At 50.3% G+C, this 932-nt stretch carries 1 protein-coding gene; it reads right to left on the bottom strand.

Translation table 11 applies throughout. From position 1 onward, the window contains the following. A partial coding sequence (locus H5118_RS20350; RefSeq protein ID WP_182749989.1) for an Ig-like domain-containing protein occupies positions 1-932 on the bottom strand: 932 nt, incomplete at both ends.

Genomic DNA, 932 nt, shown 5'->3' with positions numbered 1-932 from the left:
GCACCTGGAATCTCAATGTTCCAGTGGCCATCGCTGCCAACTAGGGTCTCAATGGTTTGCACAGCGCCTGCGCTGTCGGTGATGGTGAGTGTAACAGTGCCACCAATTTCATTACTGGTGCCCTGCAGCTCTGGTGTTAAGTCACTAACATCGCCTACGTTTTGAATGGTGAGTATTGGCGCTTGCGTGTCGATAGTGGTGGTATCACTCACTGTAGTTTCGTTGCCAACACTGTCGCGTACACTTACTTCGATGGTGCTTTGACCTTCACTTAATGGTGTGGTTGGAGTGGCACTCCAATTACCATCCGCATCAACAAGGGCGGTGATGGTTTGTGGGTTGCCGTTGCTGTCGGTAACGACTATCGTCACTTGTGCACCTTCGCCCGCATCACTTGTGCCGCTTATGATTGGCGTGTTGCTGTCGCTTTGTGCTGCAACATCAACAGTGAGTGTCGGCGGTGTATTATCAAAGTCATCTGAGCTAATTGTACGGGTATTACCTGCGGCATCGGTCGCTGTGGCGATCACTGAGCCAACATCAAGTAACGATACATCTAATCCGACTAATGACCAATTACCATCGGCATCAGTTGTGGTGGTGTAGGTGGCACCAATGCCACCGCCAACCAGTTGCTCGGTAATAGTAATTTCACTGCCTGCTGGCAAGTCAGAGGTACCACTTAAGGTAACCAATAAACCAAGTTCAAACGTTGGTGTAAAGGCAAGTGCCGGTGGAGTTACGTCTACTTCGCCACTGTCTGTACCTGTACCTGTGTTGCCCGCTGCATCAGTGATGCTGGCGCTAACGCTATAATTCCCTTCGGCTAATGTGCCTGTTGGTGTCGCACTCCAGTTACCATTGGCATCGGTTTGTACATCAATGCTTTGAGTGGCATTTGCTGCATCTGTAAACGTCACCGTGATGGTGCT

The organism is Pseudoalteromonas sp. SR41-1 (assembly GCF_014164015.1).
Taxonomy (GTDB): Bacteria; Pseudomonadota; Gammaproteobacteria; order Enterobacterales; family Alteromonadaceae; genus Pseudoalteromonas; species Pseudoalteromonas distincta.
The sequence above is the reverse complement of the archived record's forward strand: the minus strand, read 5'-3'. Positions and strand labels throughout refer to the sequence as shown.